Here is a 15,321-nt window from a genome sequence, read left to right as displayed (position 1 = left end):
CATGCCCCTCCCCGCCGGCCTCCCCAAGGCCGAACTGCACCTCCACATCGAAGGCACCCTCGAACCCGAGCTGGCCTTCGCCCTCGCCGAGCGCAACGGCGTCACCCTGCCGTACGCCGACACGGCGGCGCTGCGCGAGGCGTACCGCTTCAGCGACCTCCAGTCCTTCCTGGACCTGTACTACGGCCTGATGGGCGTCCTCCGCACCGCCGAGGACTTCACCGAGCTCGCCGACGCCTACCTGGAACGGGCCGCCGCCCAGGGCGTCCGGCACGCCGAGATCTTCTTCGACCCCCAGGCGCACACCGCCCGTGGCGTCCCCTTCGGGACCGTCGTCGAAGGACTCCGCGCCTCCCTCGACCGGGCCGAGGAGCGGTACGGGATCTCCACCCGGCTCATCATGTGCTTCCTCCGCGACGAGTCCGCCGAGTCGGCCCTCGCCACGCTCCGGGCCGCGGAGCCGTACCTCGACCGGATCACCGGCGTCGGCCTCGACTCCGCCGAGGTCGGCCACCCGCCCGCCAAGTTCCGCGAGGTGTACGAGGAAGCCGCCCGTCTCGGCCTGCGCCGCGTCGCCCACGCCGGCGAGGAAGGCCCCGCCGCCTACGTCCGCGAAGCCCTCGACGTCCTCGGCGTCGAGCGCGTCGACCACGGCCTCCGCTGCATGGAGGACCCCGAGCTCGTCGCCCGCCTCGCCCGCGAGCGCGTCCCGCTCACCCTCTGCCCGCTCTCCAACGTCCGCCTCCGTGTCATCGACACCCTCGCCGACCACCCCCTCCCCGCCATGCTCGCGGCGGGCCTCGTCGTGACCGTCAACTCCGACGACCCCGCCTACTTCGGCGGCTATGTCGGCGACAACTACGACGGCGTGCGGGACGCGCTCGGGCTCTCGCCGGACCAGCTCCGCGAGCTCGCCCGCAACTCGTTCGAGGCCTCGTTCCTGGACGACGACGAGCCGCGCAGGGCGCGGTACCTCGCCGAGGTGGCGGCGTACGACTTCGACGGCTCGTAGCCCCGGAGCCGGGCCTTCAGCCCCGGTCGCTCGGCCGGGCAAGCCGATAGGACGACTTCGCGGCGCGCCGCCGGCCCGCGGGGACGCGGATCGCCGCGACCTCCTGCTCGGGCGCGCCCATCTGCGGGACGAGCGCCGGCGTCGGCGAGGCCGTGCCCGCCAGGACCGCCGCAGGGGCGCCGCCCCGGCGGCGGACGGAGCCGGGGACCAGGGGACGGCCGGAGGCGTGGCGGGCGACCGCCGTCATGGGGAGGGCGACCAGGGCGAGGAGGGCGCACAGGACCGCGCCCATGACCGGGTAGCCGGCGGTCTCGGAGAGGAGGCTGCCGGCGACCGGGCCGCAGGCGACGCCGAGGGAGGACGCGGAGCCGACCAGGACGGCCCAGCGGCCGTGGGGGTCGAGGGAGGCGGCGAGGCCGAGGAGGTAGGAGAGGACGACCGGGTAGACGGCGTTCCAGAGGATCTCGCCGGTCGCGAAGGTCGCGAGGTCGACGGCGGTGGAGCTCAGCAGGACGCAGGCCGCGATCGCCGTCGTCCCGACGCCGATCGGGATCGCGCGGCCCAGGCGCGAACCGAGGGCCCCGGCCGCCGTGACGCCCGCGAGGCCCGCGCCGAGGGCGGCCGCGAAGACCGCGCCGACGGTGACTTCGGAGAGGCCCGCCTGGGTGGTTCCGATGCGGCCGCTGACGCCCCAGAGGGCGTTCTGCGCGAGCGACCAGAACAGGATGCCCGCGGCGAGCACGGCCCCGGCCCGCCGGTGCGGCAGCGGTCCGCGCGCGGGGCGCTCGGACCGGCCGTCACGCACGCGCGGGGAACCCGGCAGGCCGTTCACCCGCCCGTGCCCGCCGCCGTCCAGACGCCCGGTCAGCGGCCACACCACGACCGCCGCGCACGCGATGGCCAGGAACGGCGTCGCGTGGCCGCCGCCGAGGTGCGGCAGCGTCAGGTAGAGGGCGCCCGCCGTGGCCGACACCGTGAGGAGGCCGAGGGTGGAGGCCCGGTGGGGGTCGGGCCGGCCGGCGATGCCGGTGGCGGCGACGGCGGTGGCGGTACCGGAGCCGAGGCCGCCGAGGACCGCGCCCGCGATGACGAGGGGGGTGGTGTGGGTCGCGGCGGCGGAGGCGTAGCCGAGGGCCATGAGGAGGAGGCCGGCGCGGGCGGCGGCGCGGGGCGTGAGGCGGTGGCCGCGGGCGGCGAGCGTGAAGCCGGCGGTGGAGGAGCCGAGGAGGAGGACGGAGCCCACCAGGCCCGCTTGGGCGGGGGTGAGGCCGAGGCCGGCGGAGAGCCGGCCGACGACGGTCGGGAGGAGGTACGGGGCGAGGTAACCGGCCGTGAAGAGGGCGACGAGGGCGACGAGGGCCCCCGGGGCGCGAGTCCGCGACGACATGGGCGTTCCCAGGAACAGAAGGGGAGAAGGGGGAGCGCCCGGTGGTGCGGGGAGCACGGGGTCGCGGAACCATGTGTATCAAGCAGGTGCTTGGGCGGAGAAGGTGGTATCCGCCGATTCGCCACGTGATCCGGGTCACGTTCGGTTTGGCGCACGGATTCCCGGGTAGGGGCGGTCTTCCTCACTGCGTCACACCCGTCACGTACTCCCCATCGGGCACACTGGGCCTGATCCGCACCGCAGCGAGGAGTCCGCCGTGACCACAGCAAGGGGAGACCAGCCGCAACACGACGCCGGGGTCGACCCGTTGGTGTGCGTGCGTGAACCGACCGACCCCGCCTGCGACGTCTTCCTGACCGGAACGGTCTTCCTGGACATCATCTTCACCGGACTCGACAGCGCGCCCGTGCGCGGCACCGAGTCCTGGGCCCGCGGGATGGGGTCGAGCCCCGGCGGCGTCGCCAACATGGCGACCGCCCTCGCCCGGCTCGGGCTGCGCACCTCGCTCGCCGCGGCCTTCGGCGACGACCACTACGGGGAGTACTGCTGGGACGCCCTGGAACAGGGCGAGGGCATCGACCTGTCACTGTCGCGGACCGTTCCCGGCTGGCACTCGCCGGTGACCGTCTCGATGGCGTACGAGGGCGAGCGGACGATGGTGTCGCACGGCCACGAGGCGCCGCCGCTGGACGGCGCGCTGCCCGCCTATCCGCCGCACGCCCGGGCCGCCGTCGCGTCGCTCGCCCCGGGCCGCTCCGAGGACTGGGTCGCCCGGGCCGCGCGGGGCGGCGCCAAGGTCTTCGCGGACGTCGGCTGGGACGACACCGGCCGCTGGGACCTGGCCGGGCTCACCGACCTCGAGCACTGCGAGGCCTTCCTGCCGAACGCCGCGGAGGCGATGCGCTACACCCGTACCGACTGCCCCCGCGCCGCCGCCCGTGCCCTCGCCGACAAGGTCCGCTACGCCGTCGTGACCCTCGGCTCGGAAGGCGCCTACGCCGTGGACGGGGCGACCGGGGAGACCGCGGAGGTCCCCGCCATCCAGGTCTCGGCACTCGATCCGACCGGCGCGGGGGACGTCTTCGTGGCCGGGTTCGTCACCGGCACGCTCGCCGACTGGCCGCTGGCGGACCGGCTGGCCTTCGCCGGTCTGACGGCGGCGCTCTCGGTGCAGGAGTTCGGCGGCTCGCTGTCCGCGCCGACCTGGGACGAGATCGCGGCCTGGTGGCAGCACGTCCAGGGGCACGCCAAGCAGGACCCGGAAGCGCTGCGGGGCCGCTACGCGTTCCTGGAGCGGCTGCTGCCCGCGCCCGCGCGGCCGTGGCCGCTGCGGAGGGCGGTGCCGACGATCGGCTTCCGGGCGGCGGCCTCGTAAATCTCTTCGACCGTCCGGCGGCAAGTCGTAGGCTTGGAGACCGAGAGGTTGTCGAGCGGCGAGAACCCCGCACCGGGAGGTAGGCGCAGGCCACAGTGCCGGCCCATGACTCAGACACCCACAGCCCACAACGGCGCGCCCCACGGCGGCGCGCCCGACCAGGCCCGCGCCCAGTTCACGGTCCCCGCCAAGCACCCGATGGTGAGCCTGCTCGGCTCCGGTGACGCGCTGCTCCGCGTCATCGAGCGGTCGTTCCCGGGATCGGACATCCACGTCCGCGGCAACCAGGTCAGCGCGGTCGGGGACGCGAAGGAAGTCGCCCTGATCCAGCGCCTGTTCGACGAGATGATGCTGGTGCTCCGCACCGGACAGCCGATGACGGAGGACGCAGTGGAACGCTCGATCGCCATGCTCAGGGCGAGCGAGAACGGATCGGAAGGCGGCGACGAGACCCCGGCCGAGGTGCTCACCCAGAACATCCTCTCCAACCGGGGCCGCACGATCCGTCCCAAGACGCTCAACCAGAAGCGCTACGTCGACGCGATCGACAAGCACACGATCGTCTTCGGCATCGGCCCCGCGGGTACCGGCAAGACGTACCTGGCCATGGCCAAGGCGGTCCAGGCCCTGCAGTCCAAGCAGGTCACCCGGATCATCCTGACCCGCCCCGCCGTCGAGGCCGGCGAGCGGCTCGGCTTCCTGCCGGGCACGCTCTACGAGAAGATCGACCCGTACCTGCGGCCGCTCTACGACGCGCTGCACGACATGCTCGACCCCGACTCGATCCCGAAGCTCATGACGAACGGGACGATCGAGGTCGCGCCGCTGGCGTACATGCGCGGCCGGACGCTCAACGACGCGTTCATCATCCTCGACGAGGCGCAGAACACGAACCCCGAGCAGATGAAGATGTTCCTCACCCGCCTCGGCTTCGACTCGAAGATCGTCATCACCGGTGACGTCACCCAGGTCGACCTGCCGAACGGGACGAAGAGCGGTCTGCGGCAGGTGCGGGACATCCTGGACGGGGTCCCGGACGTCCACTTCTCCACGCTCACGTCCCAGGATGTCGTCCGGCACAAGCTCGTCGGCCGTATCGTCGACGCGTACGAGAAGTACGACAGCCGCAACGGGAAGTAGTTACTGAGCACCATGTCGATCGACGTCAACAACGAGTCCGGAACCGAGGTCGACGAGCAGGCGATCCTCGACATCGCCCGCTACGCGCTCGCGCGCATGCGCATCCACCCGCTCTCCGAGCTCTCGGTGATCGTCGTGGACGCGGAGGCGATGGAGCAGCTGCACATCCAGTGGATGGACCTGCCGGGCCCGACGGACGTCATGTCCTTCCCGATGGACGAGCTGCGCCCGCCGTCGAAGGACGACGAGGAGCCCCCGCAGGGGCTCCTCGGCGACATCGTGCTCTGCCCCGAGGTCGCCACCCAGCAGGGCAAGGACGCGCCGACCGAGCACTCGATGGACGAGGAGCTCCAGCTCCTCACCGTCCACGGGGTGCTCCACCTCCTCGGTTACGACCACGAGGAGCCGGACGAGAAGGCCGAGATGTTCGGCCTCCAGGCGGCGATCGTCGACGGCTGGCGCGCGGAGAAGGGCCTCACCGGCCCGTCCCCGGCGCCGACCGTCTCCTGACCCGATGGACGTTTCGCTGATCCTCGGCGCCGTCGCCCTGGTCATCGTGGCCTGGCTCGCGGCCTGCGCCGAGGCGGGGCTCGCCCGCGTCTCCACCTTCCGCGCCGCCGAGGCCGTACGGTCCGGCCGGCGCGGGGCCGAGAAGCTGGCCCAGGTCGCCGCCGACCCGACCCGCTACCTCAACGTGGCGCTGCTCGTCCGCGTCTCCTGCGAGATGGCGGCCGGCGTCCTCGTCACGTACGCCTGTCTGGAGGCCTTCCCGGAGACCTGGGAGGCGCTGCTCGTCGCGATCGCCGTGATGGTCCTCGTCTCGTACGTGGCCGTCGGCGTCTCGCCGCGCACCATCGGCCGCCAGCACCCGCTGAACACGGCGACCGCCGCCGCGTACGTGCTGCTTCCGCTGGCCCGGATCATGGGCCCGATCCCGCAGCTGCTGATCCTCATCGGCAACGCGCTGACCCCGGGCAAGGGCTTCCGCAAGGGCCCCTTCGCCTCCGAGGCCGAGCTGCGGGCGATGGTCGACCTGGCCGAGCAGGAGTCGCTGATCGAGGACGACGAGCGCCGCATGGTGCATTCCGTCTTCGAGCTGGGCGACACGCTCGTACGGGAGGTCATGGTGCCCCGTACGGACCTGATCTGCATCGAGCGGTACAAGACGATCCGTCAGGCCCTCACGCTCGCGCTGCGCTCCGGTTTCTCCCGGATCCCGGTGACCGGCGAGAACGAGGACGACATCGTCGGCATCGTGTACCTGAAGGACCTGGTCCGCAAGTCGCACATCAACCGCGACTCCGAGGCCGACCTGGTGTCGACCGCGATGCGGCCGGCCGCGTTCGTGCCCGACACCAAGAACGCGGGCGACCTGCTGCGCGAGATGCAGCAGGAGCGGAACCACGTCGCCGTCGTCATCGACGAGTACGGCGGCACGGCCGGCATCGTCACCATCGAGGACATCCTGGAGGAGATCGTCGGCGAGATCACCGACGAGTACGACCGGGAGCTGCCGCCGGTCCAGGACCTCGGCGAGGGCCGCCACCGGGTCACCGCCCGGCTCGACATCGGCGACCTGGGCGAGCTGTACGGCCTGGGCCCCGACGAGTACGACGACGAGGACGTGGAGACCGTCGGCGGGCTGCTCGCCAAGGCCCTCGGCCGCGTCCCGATCGCGGGCGCCAAGGCGGTCGTGGAGCTGCCGGACGGGCGGTCGCTCCGGCTGACGGCCGAGGCGCCGGCCGGCCGCCGGAACAAGATCGTCACGGTGCTCGTGGAACCCCTGGAACCGGAGGAGGAGCAGGAGTGACCCCCGAACAGCTGCGAGCGTTCTGCCTGGACTTCAACGACGCGACGGAGGAGTTCCCCTTCAGCCCGGAGGTCTCCGTCTTCAAGGTCGCCGGGAAGATGTTCGCGCTGTCGTGGCTCGACGCCGAGCCGCTGCGGGTCAACCTCAAGTGCGATCCGGACGAGGCGGTACGGCTCCGGGCCGAGCACCCGGCGGTCGCCCCCGGCTACCACATGAACAAGCGGCACTGGAACACCGTGACCGTCGGAGAGCTCCCGGACCGGATGGTCCGGGAGCTCGTCGAGGACTCGTACGACCTCGTCGTCGCCGGTCTGCCGAAGGCGGTACGGCTCCGCCTCGACCGCCCCTGACTCAGGACCGGCGCCGCAGGCCGAGGCCGACCAGGACCGCCGTGGCGAGGACGATCGCCGCGTCCAGGGCGAGGACCGTGCGGACGCCCCCGAAGAGGTCGCCGGCGGTGGTCGCGAGCACCCCGAGCAGCGGGATGCCGATCGTGAGGCCGACCTGCTGGGTGGTGGTGACCAGACCGGTCGCCAGGCCCTGCTCCTCGTCCGGGACGCCGGAGGTGACGGTCAGCCCGTACGAGATGATCGCGCCCAGGTGGAACATGCAGGCCAGCGAGGCCGCGACGGTCGCGAGGACCGCGCCGGACTCCTGACCGATGCCGAGGATCGCGGCCGTCAGGACGCCCTGGCCGACGAGCGAGCCGACCAGGACGCGGCGGCTGCCGAACCGGCCGATCACCTTCGGGGCGAGGGTGCCCGCCAGGATCGCGGCCCCGCCCTGGACACCGAAGATCAGGCCGGTGACGAAGGCCGAGAGGTGCAGCGTCTCCTGGAGGTACAGGGTCAGCACGAAGACGACGGTCGACATCATCGAGAAGGTGATCAGACCGGCCAGGTTGCCGAAGGCGACCGTCCGCCGCCGCAGCATCGGCAGCGAGACCAGCGGGGAGGCGTGCCGGGACTCGACCCGCACGAAGACCGCGAGCAGCAGCACCCCCGCCACCAGCGTCACCAGCACGTCGGCGCCGCCGAAGCCGCGCTGGGCCGCCGTCGACAGGGCGTAGATCAGGGCCAGCAGGCCGGCGGTGACGGTCACCGCGCCCGGCACGTCGAGGCGCGGCCGCTCCGGGGTGCGGGACTCGGGCAGCAGGCCGGGCGCGATCGGCAGCACGATCAGTGTGAAGAGGGCGAGCAGGCCCATCGTGGAGCGCCAGCCGAGGGTGTCGGTCATGACACCGCCGAGCACCATGCCGACGGTGAAGCCGAGCGAGAGCACCGTGCCGGAGATGCCGAGCGCCCGGTCGCGCAGCGGCCCCTCGGGGAACGTGGTCGTCAGGAGCGACATGCCGGTGGGGACGATCGCCGCCGCGCCGAGGCCCTGGAGGGCGCGGCCGGTCAGGAAGGCCGCCGGGTTCCAGGCGAGGGTGGCGAGCAGCGACGCGGCGCCGAAGAGCACGAGCCCGCCCAGGAAGAGCTTCTTGCGCCCGTAGAGGTCGCCGATCCGCCCGAAGAGGAGCAGGAAGCCGCCCGAGGGCAGGGCGAAGGCGGTGACGGCCCACTGGAGGGCGGACTGGCTGAGCCCGAGGTCGGCGCCGAGGACGGGCAGCGCCACGTTCAGGACGGAGAAGTCGAGCGCGACCATGAACTGGGCGGCGCACAGCACGAAGAGGATGAGCCGGCTGCGGCCGGTGAGCGCCGGGGGAGCCGTGGGGGTGGTGGGAGCGGTCGGGGGAGAGGTCGTCGTTGCCATGTCCCCACCTTCCGCGCCCGGGAATAGCGGTGGGGAGCGGGAACTTATCCTGTTGGTCGCACCACCAGGCATCCACCATGCGTCCAGGGGGAGGAAGCAGACGTGGCCACCACGCTGGAGAGCACCGGCGCGAAGCAGCGCCGACTCGGGGAACTGCGCGAGTTCCTGATGAGCCGCCGGGCGCGGGTCAGCCCGGCGGAGGCGGGGCTCCCGGACGGCGGGGCGCGCCGCCGCACGCCGGGGCTGCGCCGGGAGGAGGTCGCGGTCCTCGCGGGCGTCGGCGTCTCCTGGTACCAGTGGCTTGAGCAGGGCCGGGACATCACGGTCTCGCCGCAGGTCCTCGACTCGGTGGCGCGGGTGCTGCGGCTGAGCCCGGCCGAGCGGCGCCATCTGTACGTCCTCGCGGCGCTGAACCCGCCGGCGCTCGAAGCGGCCCCGGAGGACCGGGACATGTGCGACGGGCTGCGGCGGCTGATCGACGCGTGGATGCCGTTCCCGGCGCACATCATGGACCAGTACTGGAACACGGTCATGTACAACGACGCGGCGGCGATCGTGCTCGGGATGCGGCCGGGCATCTCCCAGAACTGCATGATCGCGTTCTTCACCGACCCGCTGTACCGCTCGCGGATGGGCCACTGGGAGGAGCTCGCGCCGAAGGTCGTCGCGCAGTTCCGCTCGGCGTGCTCGGAGTGCGACGACGACGCGGGCTTCCAGCTGGTGATCGAGGAGCTCAAGGAGCGCAGCGAGGAGTTCGTGAAGCTGTGGGAGCGGCGTGACATCCTGCCGGGCGGCCAGAACCGCAAGGAGATGGAGCACCCGCTCGTCGGCACGCTGGTGGTCGAGGCGACCCAGCTCCGGGTCCCGGCCCGCCCCGACCTGGTCATCGTGCTCCACACCCCGCTCCCCGAGGCCGACACCGCCGAGAAGCTCGAATGGCTCGTCTCCCCGGAGGGCCGCCGCGGCGCGATGTACCCGGTCGCGGGCTGAGCCGCCCGGACGGCCGCGGTCCGGGGCGCCCCGGTCGGTCGCCGGCTGAGACGGTCCGATCGAGGGTTGAGACGCTCCCCGGCCGCCCGGGGGCCCCGACCTATGCTCGGGGCATGACACTCAGCAGCGAGCACGGCGACCTCGGCGCCGAGGACCTCAAGATCATCACGCTGGCGCGCAGCGCCCGCGCCCGCAACGGCGTGCCCGAGGGCGCGGCCGTCCGCGACGAGACCGGCCGGACGTACGTGGCCGGCACCGTGGAGCTGGAGTCGCTCAAGCTGAGCGCGCTGCGGACGGCGGTCGCGATGGCGGTGGCCAGCGGCGCCCAGTCCCTGGAGGCGGCGGCCGTCGTGTCGAACGCCGAGGCCGCCTCGGACGAGGACCGCGCGGCGGTGCGGGACCTCGGCGGGCCCGGGACCCCGGTGCTGCTCGCCGGCCCCGACGGGCAGCTGCGTACGGCGGTCACGGCGGGCTGAGTCCCCGGCCCGACCGGCAGGACATCCCCGAGGGCCCGGCGGCGCGCCGGGCCCTTGCGCGTTTGTGAAGGATCACCGCACCTTCTCTTGCCTTCCCCGGTCGTCTGCGCATCAATGGCATCGGTTCGCCCGACGGACCGTCAGATGTTCGCCATTCACGCAGTGTCCGCACCCCTGCGTTCTCCATCGGAAGGGGTACGAACTCGCCATGAGAAGCAGAAGCACCTTAGGGACGGTCGCGGTACTGACCGGAGCGCTCGCCGCCGCCGGACTCGCCTTCGCCCCGACGGCCGGAGCCGTCTCGCCGGGGTCGGCCACGGCGACGTACGACTGTTCTCCGTACAACACCGGAGTGGCCACCCTCACGGCCACCCAGACCGGCACCACCGCGACCATCAAGATCAACACGGCCGTCACGACGCCGCTCGCGATCGGCGCCGACCAGATCAACGCCACGCTGACGATGGCCAAGGCCGGCGGCGGCACGCGGGTCTTCACCGGCAAGAAGAACCCGGCGATCGGCGCCAACCAGCCCGTCACCATCGGCCCCCTCACCGGGACCGTGGCCTCGGGCGACAGTCTCAACTCGTACTTCGCGGGCGTCGCCCTCAAGATGGTGGTCTTCGGCGTGACGATCAACTGTGACGCGGTGACGTCGCAGTCGCCGGGTCCGTTCGTCTTCAGCTGACCCCCGCTCCACCCCTGACCGGTGTCGCCGATGGTGGCACCGGTCTCTGGCGTGACCTGGGCAAACGCGGCGAACGGCGGGACCGTGGGACGATCTTGACAGAATCTGATGGGTCATCAGCCGATGGTTTTCGATGCCATTGACTTCTCTCCGCCCGCGGCCGTCAATGGCGCCCACTCATCCCTCAGGAGGGGGCACATCCATGGCACTCAACCGATCCCGGGCGGCGACCCGAAGACGGCGCTGGACCGCCGTCCTCGGCGTCACCGCCCTCGCGGTCGGCGGCGGCGCGCTCGCCGCCCCGGCGGGCGCGGCCACCACCTCGCAGGCGGTGGAATTCCAGACCCGCTGCGTCCCGCCGCCGATCGCGAACATCCCGCCGATCGAGGGCACCACCACCGCCCAGATCACGGTCGACAAGCCGAGCCCGAAGGTCGGCGAGACCGTGACCGTGACCTACACGGTCACCAAGCCCGCCGCGTCCAACCCCGTCGACCTCGCGCTCCCGGCCGACATCCTGACGCCCAGCGGCAAGGTGGTCCTCGGCGGCGCCCAGACGGGCGCGGTCACCGTGACCGGCCCGAAGAAGAACCCGCCGGTCCCGGCCAAGGGCTCGTTCCCGGCGTTCTCCATGACGGGCACGTTCACGGCCACCGCGGCGGGCTCGATCACCCTCTCGCCCGGCGACTACAACATCCACACCAGCTACCTCATGGAGCTGGACACCCCCTGTACGGTGCTCAACCCGCCCGCCCCGGTCTCCGAGACGGTCGTCGCGAGCCCCGTCGCCAACCCCAACACCCGGACGCTCCAGCTCGACGCGGCCTCGGGTGACCCCGGGGTCCGGGTCACGGTCACCGGCGCCAAGTTCACCCCGCTCAGCGAGGTCACCGTGGTCGGCCGGGCCGGCGGCGCCGAGACCGCCGACAAGATGACGGTCACGACCGACAGCGAGGGCGGGTTCGCCGCCCGCCTGAAGGTCAACGACCCGGCGACCACCGGGATCGTGGCCTACGAGGGCGCGGCCTGGGACCCGGAGAAGGGCGCAGGACCCGCCGCGTACAAGGTGATCGTCCCGGCCCCGCCGAACAGCCAGACGATCACGGCGGGCGTGACCGCGGGCGAGCTGTCCATGACCCAGGCCGGGGACGCGGTCCAGCTGTCCTCGGTGGACTTCGGCGCGGGCGGCGCGGCCACCGGCGCCCTGCAGACGGTGACCGTCAAGGACTTCCGCGGCGGCCCCGCGGGCTGGTCCCTGACCGGCAAGGTCACCGACTTCACCGGTCCCGGCGGAGCCATCGGCGCCGGGAACCTCAGCTGGACCCCCGCCTGTACGGCCAAGGCGGGCAGCCCCAGCGTCTGCGCGGCCGGTTCGGCCGGCGCGGTCGGCAGTGGCGGCGCGACCCTGGCCTCCACCCCGAACGGCACCCTCACCGGCGGTGAGTTCACCGTCGACGCCGGGCTCTCCCTCGACGTCCCGGCGTTCACCGCGCCCGGCTCGTACGCGGGCGTCCTGACGCTGACGCTGTCCTGACCACCCCGCGGGCCGGGCGCGCACCCGGCCGGCCCGCTCCGTCTCCGCACCCCCGGGGGGTTCCGCACCCGTGCGCACCAAGCCGTACGTCCTCCTCCTGAGCACCCTCCTGCTGCTGCTCGCCCTCGCGCCGAGCGCACGGGCCGCCGAGAACGGCGAGTGGGCCGTCTATCCGGCGGCCGCGCGGCTGGGCAGCCGCCCCTACTTCTTCCTCTCGGCCGAACCCGGCAGCACCCTCACCGACCGGGTCACCGTCGCCAACAAGACCGCCGCCCCGCTCACCTTCCGGCTGTACGGCGCCGACGCCTACAACACGGACCGGGACGGCGGCTTCGCCGTCCGCACCCAGGCCGAGAAGCAGACCGGCGCGGGCGCCTGGATCAAGCCCGAGAAGACCCGGATCACCGTCCCGGCCCGCTCCTCCGTCACCGTGGCCTACACCCTCGCCGTCCCCGCCGACGCGGACCCCGGCGACCACCCCGGCGCCCTCGTCGCCCTCGACGAGCGGATCAGCGCCGGCGGGCGGGGGACCGTCGCCGTCGGCGTCCAGCGGGCGGTCGCGGCCCGCCTCTACCTGCGGGTCGACGGGCCGACCGTCCCCGCGCTCGCCGTCGAGGACGTCCGCGTCGACCAGGACCGGCCGCTCGTCCCCGGCACCCGCAAGAGCAGCGCCGTCGTCTCGTACACCCTGCACAACCTGGGCAACGTCACGCTCAGCCCGAAGGTCGTCCTGAAGGCCGAGGGCCTGTTCGGCCGCACCCTGCTCGAACGCGACCTGGCCGGGGTCCCGGCCGAGCTGCTGCCCCGGCAGAAGATCCGGCTCACCGAGCGGTGGACCGGCTCCCCGCAGTTCGACCGGGGCGAGGTCACCCTCACGGCCACCGCGAAGGACGTGCGGGAGACGGGCCGCGCGTCGTTCCTCGCGGTGCCCTGGTTCGCCGCCTCGGTCCTCGCCGCGGGCGCCGCCGCCGGCCTCGCCGGCCTGTGGATACGCCGCCGCCGAGCACGGCCCGAGGCACCGGCGGAACCTCCGGCCGAGGCCCTGGTCGGGGCCTGAGACCGCACTGAGTACGTGAGGCGGGCGCTCATCGGGGACAATGGCCCCCATGAGCGCTCGCAACCAAGAAACCGAAGCCGTCCACCGGGCCGGCTTCGCCTGCTTCGTCGGCCGCCCCAACGCGGGCAAGTCCACCCTCACGAACGCTCTGGTCGGCCAGAAGGTGGCCATCACCTCGAACCGGCCGCAGACCACCCGGCACACCGTCCGCGGCATCGTGCACCGCCCGGACGCGCAGCTGATCCTGGTCGACACCCCCGGCCTCCACAAGCCGCGCACCCTGCTCGGCGAGCGGCTCAACGACGTCGTGCGCACCACCTGGGCCGAGGTCGACGTGATCGGCTTCTGCCTGCCCGCCGACCAGAAGCTCGGCCCCGGCGACAAGTTCATCGTCAAGGAACTCGCCGCGATCAAGAAGACCCCCAAGGTCGCGATCATCACCAAGACCGACCTGGTCGACTCCAAGACCCTCGCCGAGCAGCTCATCGCCGTCGACCAGCTCGGCAAGGAGCTGGGCTTCGAGTGGCAGCAGATCGTCCCGGTCTCGGCCGTCGGCGACAAGCAGGTCCAGCTCGTCGCCGACCTGATCATCCCCCTCCTCCCGGAGTCCCCGCCGCTCTACCCGGAGGGCGACCTCACCGACGAGCCCGAGCAGGTCATGGTCGCGGAGCTGATCCGTGAGGCCGCGCTCGAAGGCGTACGCGACGAGCTGCCGCACTCCATCGCGGTGGTCGTCGAGGAGATGATCCCGCGCGAGAACCGCCCGGCGGACCGGCCGCTGCTCGACATCCACGCCAACGTGTACATCGAGCGCCCCAGCCAGAAGGGGATCATCATCGGCCCCAAGGGCAGCCGCCTCAAGGAGGTCGGCATGAAGTCCCGCAAGCACATCGAGGCGCTCCTCGGCACCCCCGTCTTCCTCGACCTCCACGTCAAGGTCGCGAAGGACTGGCAGCGCGACCCGAAGCAGCTGCGGAAGCTGGGGTTCTAGCCGGTTTCCGATTCGTCCTGTTGTTCGCCCCGCGTCGGCGGGGACATCATCCGGTCGGTACGCGACGACTTGACCCGTCGGTGCGTATCGACATGACCGGTCGATCGAACAGCAGGGGGAATCATGCAGACCGTTTTCGACAGTGACGCGTTACCCGCCGGCGGCCGGGCCGACGGCTGGGAGGACGTGACGGCGAGGGCGCTGTGCGCCACGCAGATCCGCTTCCCGGACGTCGGCGGCCTGAAGGTGCGGCTCGGGGTGGCCGACCTGCGGGAGGGCGTGCAGCTCTCCTCGCTGACGTACAGCTCGCTGGCCTGCCGGCGGACCCCGGCGCTCATCAGGCGCTCGGACCCGGAGCTGTACCAGCTCGCCCTGATCAGGAGCGGGCGGCAGGACCTGGACCAGTGCGACCGGCGGGTGTCGCTCGGCCGGGGCGAGCTGGTCCTGTACGACACCTCGCGCCCGTTCGAGGCCTCGGTCGCCCCGCACGGGCCGGTGGCCGGCACGCTGGTCCTGAACCTCCCCAAGCGGCTGCTGCCGTTCCGCGACGGCCACCTCGCCCAGCTGCTCGCCGTGCCGATGTCCGCCGGGCACGGGGTGGGCCGGCTCCTGGCACGCCTCCTCACCGGGCTCGGCGAGGAGGCACCGCACCTCACCCCGCAGGACGCCGACCGGGTCCGGAGCGCCCTGCTCGGCCTGACGGGCGCGGTGCTCGCCCACCACCTCGACCGGCGGCCGCCGGTCGACACCGGGGGACGGGTCGCGTTCCTGCGGATCGAGGCGTTCATCCGCGCCCACCTGGCCTCCGAGGACCTGACGCCGGCGGCCGTCGCGGCGGCGCACCAGATGTCCGTCCGCGCCCTGCACCGGCTCTTCGGCCACCACGGCACGACGGTCGCCGGGTTCATCCGCGGCCAGCGCCTCGAACACTGCCGGCGCGATCTGGCCGCCCGCCACCTCAGCCACCTCACCGTGCACGCCATCGGCGCGCGCTGGGGCTTCCCGAGGCCCGCCATCTTCAGCCGGGCCTTCCGCACCGCGTACGGGATGCCCCCGGGCGCGTACCGGGAAGAGGCCCTGCGGAGCGCGGGCGCGCAGGGGTAACG

General features: G+C 72.7%; 15 protein-coding genes. 13 read left to right on the top strand and 2 right to left on the bottom strand.

Annotated features, from left to right (window positions below; genetic code table 11):
* Nucleotide 1 precedes the first annotated feature (1 nt).
* Nucleotides 2–1,012, top strand: a complete 1,011-nt coding sequence (locus ACZ7G1_RS20320) for an adenosine deaminase (protein WP_470873361.1) — start codon at nucleotides 2–4, stop codon at nucleotides 1,010–1,012.
* A 16-nt stretch (nucleotides 1,013–1,028) separates the two neighbouring features.
* On the opposite strand, the gene ACZ7G1_RS20315 is transcribed toward ACZ7G1_RS20320, so the two are convergent.
* Entirely contained in the window at nucleotides 1,029–2,399 is a 1,371-nt protein-coding gene (locus ACZ7G1_RS20315; protein ID WP_470873078.1) for an MFS transporter, read from the bottom strand.
* A 256-nt stretch (nucleotides 2,400–2,655) separates the two neighbouring features.
* Here ACZ7G1_RS20315 and ACZ7G1_RS20310 point away from each other — a divergent pair, with 256 nt between their 5' ends.
* The 5 genes from ACZ7G1_RS20310 (at nucleotide 2,656) to ACZ7G1_RS20290 (ending at nucleotide 7,074) form a co-directional block, all read left to right on the top strand.
* Complete coding sequence (locus ACZ7G1_RS20310; RefSeq protein WP_470873079.1) at nucleotides 2,656–3,774, top strand: carbohydrate kinase family protein; 1,119 nt, start codon at nucleotides 2,656–2,658, stop codon at nucleotides 3,772–3,774.
* 105 nt (nucleotides 3,775–3,879) lie between these two features.
* Nucleotides 3,880–4,914, top strand: coding sequence for a PhoH family protein (locus ACZ7G1_RS20305; RefSeq protein WP_470873081.1), 1,035 nt, complete (start codon nucleotides 3,880–3,882; stop codon nucleotides 4,912–4,914).
* 12 nt (nucleotides 4,915–4,926) lie between these two features.
* Complete coding sequence (gene ybeY / locus ACZ7G1_RS20300) at nucleotides 4,927–5,424, top strand: rRNA maturation RNase YbeY (RefSeq protein WP_017239253.1); 498 nt, start codon at nucleotides 4,927–4,929, stop codon at nucleotides 5,422–5,424.
* A 4-nt stretch (nucleotides 5,425–5,428) separates the two neighbouring features.
* Nucleotides 5,429–6,724, top strand: a complete 1,296-nt coding sequence (locus tag ACZ7G1_RS20295) for a hemolysin family protein (protein WP_470873084.1) — start codon at nucleotides 5,429–5,431, stop codon at nucleotides 6,722–6,724.
* Nucleotides 6,721–7,074, top strand: a complete 354-nt coding sequence (locus ACZ7G1_RS20290) for an MmcQ/YjbR family DNA-binding protein (RefSeq protein ID WP_470873085.1) — start codon at nucleotides 6,721–6,723, stop codon at nucleotides 7,072–7,074. The genes ACZ7G1_RS20295 and ACZ7G1_RS20290 overlap by 4 nt, the downstream gene beginning before the upstream one ends.
* A gap of 1 nt (nucleotide 7,075) precedes the next feature.
* Here the strand turns inward: ACZ7G1_RS20290 and ACZ7G1_RS20285 are convergent, their stop codons facing one another.
* Nucleotides 7,076–8,479 (bottom strand): MFS transporter, encoded by a 1,404-nt coding sequence (locus ACZ7G1_RS20285; RefSeq protein WP_470873087.1) that lies wholly within the window; start codon nucleotides 8,477–8,479, stop codon nucleotides 7,076–7,078.
* A 168-nt stretch (nucleotides 8,480–8,647) separates the two neighbouring features.
* Here ACZ7G1_RS20285 and ACZ7G1_RS20280 point away from each other — a divergent pair, with 168 nt between their 5' ends.
* The 7 genes from ACZ7G1_RS20280 (at nucleotide 8,648) to ACZ7G1_RS20250 (ending at nucleotide 15,319) form a co-directional block, all read left to right on the top strand.
* Nucleotides 8,648–9,469 (top strand): helix-turn-helix transcriptional regulator, encoded by an 822-nt coding sequence (locus ACZ7G1_RS20280; protein ID WP_470873363.1) that lies wholly within the window; start codon nucleotides 8,648–8,650, stop codon nucleotides 9,467–9,469.
* A gap of 113 nt (nucleotides 9,470–9,582) precedes the next feature.
* The gene (locus ACZ7G1_RS20275) at nucleotides 9,583–9,945 is read left to right on the top strand and encodes a cytidine deaminase (protein ID WP_470873089.1); all 363 of its coding nucleotides are present in this window, start codon (nucleotides 9,583–9,585) and stop codon (nucleotides 9,943–9,945) included.
* A 208-nt stretch (nucleotides 9,946–10,153) separates the two neighbouring features.
* A complete protein-coding gene (locus ACZ7G1_RS20270) occupies nucleotides 10,154–10,633 on the top strand; it encodes a hypothetical protein (RefSeq protein ID WP_470873091.1) in 480 nt (159 codons plus the stop codon).
* A 202-nt stretch (nucleotides 10,634–10,835) separates the two neighbouring features.
* A complete protein-coding gene (locus tag ACZ7G1_RS20265; RefSeq protein ID WP_470873093.1) occupies nucleotides 10,836–12,167 on the top strand; it encodes a beta-xylosidase in 1,332 nt (443 codons plus the stop codon).
* 70 nt (nucleotides 12,168–12,237) lie between these two features.
* Nucleotides 12,238–13,224 carry a DUF916 domain-containing protein gene (locus ACZ7G1_RS20260; RefSeq protein WP_470873095.1) on the top strand — a complete coding sequence of 329 codons (987 nt, stop codon included), beginning with the start codon at nucleotides 12,238–12,240 and terminating at the stop codon, nucleotides 13,222–13,224.
* Nucleotides 13,225–13,264: 40 nt separating this feature from the next.
* A complete protein-coding gene (gene era, locus ACZ7G1_RS20255; RefSeq protein ID WP_470873097.1) occupies nucleotides 13,265–14,215 on the top strand; it encodes a GTPase Era in 951 nt (316 codons plus the stop codon).
* A 123-nt stretch (nucleotides 14,216–14,338) separates the two neighbouring features.
* Complete coding sequence (locus ACZ7G1_RS20250) at nucleotides 14,339–15,319, top strand: AraC-like ligand-binding domain-containing protein (protein ID WP_470873099.1); 981 nt, start codon at nucleotides 14,339–14,341, stop codon at nucleotides 15,317–15,319.
* The last annotated feature ends 2 nt before the right edge of the window (nucleotides 15,320–15,321 follow it).

The organism is Streptomyces sp. NPDC037273 (assembly GCF_055603625.1).
Note: the sequence above shows the minus strand (reverse complement) of the source record. Positions and strands in the feature narration are given on the sequence as shown.